Origin of the sequence: Flavobacterium sp. J49, from assembly GCF_011742145.1 — a bacterium.
Taxonomy (GTDB): Bacteria; Bacteroidota; Bacteroidia; order Flavobacteriales; family Flavobacteriaceae; genus Flavobacterium.
In genome coordinates, this window is record NZ_JAAQQU010000007.1 from 1 (window position 1) to 863 (window position 863).

Consider the following 863-nt stretch of genomic DNA (forward strand, 5'->3'; position numbering starts at 1 on the left):
GCTTGAACAAGAAACTAAAGCTAAAAAACAGAACATAAATAGATTTTTACTAAACATCTTTTATTAAATAATTATTCTGGCATTGATGCTAACGTGCCGCAGCTTGTGATTGTGGCGTTCTTCACTCACTGGCGTTTCCAAATATAACTAAAATTTCAATCAGCCGAGGCATTTCTGATAAACCCAAAACCAGCCATAATCACAAACTGCTGTTAGAGGCAGTTTTTAATTCTTTAACAAATCCCATTGAGTTGTATAGCTACTTTTTTCTATTTCGGTAATATCACTAGTATTCGGCTTTATTTCAATACCTTCTTCATTGTAAAATTTCCAGTTTTCAGTAATAAAGCCAAAATTAATTTCTGCGCCACCTTCACAATTTGTGTTACGAATCTTTTTCCCAATTTTATAAATTCCTTTAGCTTTTAGTTTCCCATTTAGGTGATAATAACTCCATTCACCAAATTTGTAGCTATAAAATTCATCACATAATCCAGCAACACAACATTGTTTGTATGAATCTAACTTATAATTTCCGGATTCTTTCAATTGACCATTTTCATAAAACTCATTCCAAAAACCAATTCTCAAACCTGTTAAACTATCAGTATTTACGACGGTTTTAATTTTTCCATTTTGGTAATATTCCACTTTCGTATTGATTTGAGTCAATTCCAAATCTACTTTAGAACTTTTACAGCTAAAAAAAGTGAATAAGATTAAGATGTAAATTGTTAATTTCATTGCAGATTTTCTGAAAATTGCCTCTAACGTGCCGCAGATTGCTACAGTTGCGACGATTTATTACTGTTGATTACAAATATAAAATTCCTTTTTGAGTTTTCGGAGAAAACTCGGGATAA

General features: G+C 31.3%; 1 protein-coding gene. It reads right to left on the reverse strand.

The features are described from left to right. Positions 1-225: 225 nt before the first annotated feature. The gene (locus HA632_RS00025; RefSeq protein ID WP_176305200.1) at positions 226-744 is read right to left on the reverse strand and encodes a hypothetical protein; all 519 of its coding nucleotides are present in this window, start codon (positions 742-744) and stop codon (positions 226-228) included. Positions 745-863: the final 119 nt, after the last annotated feature.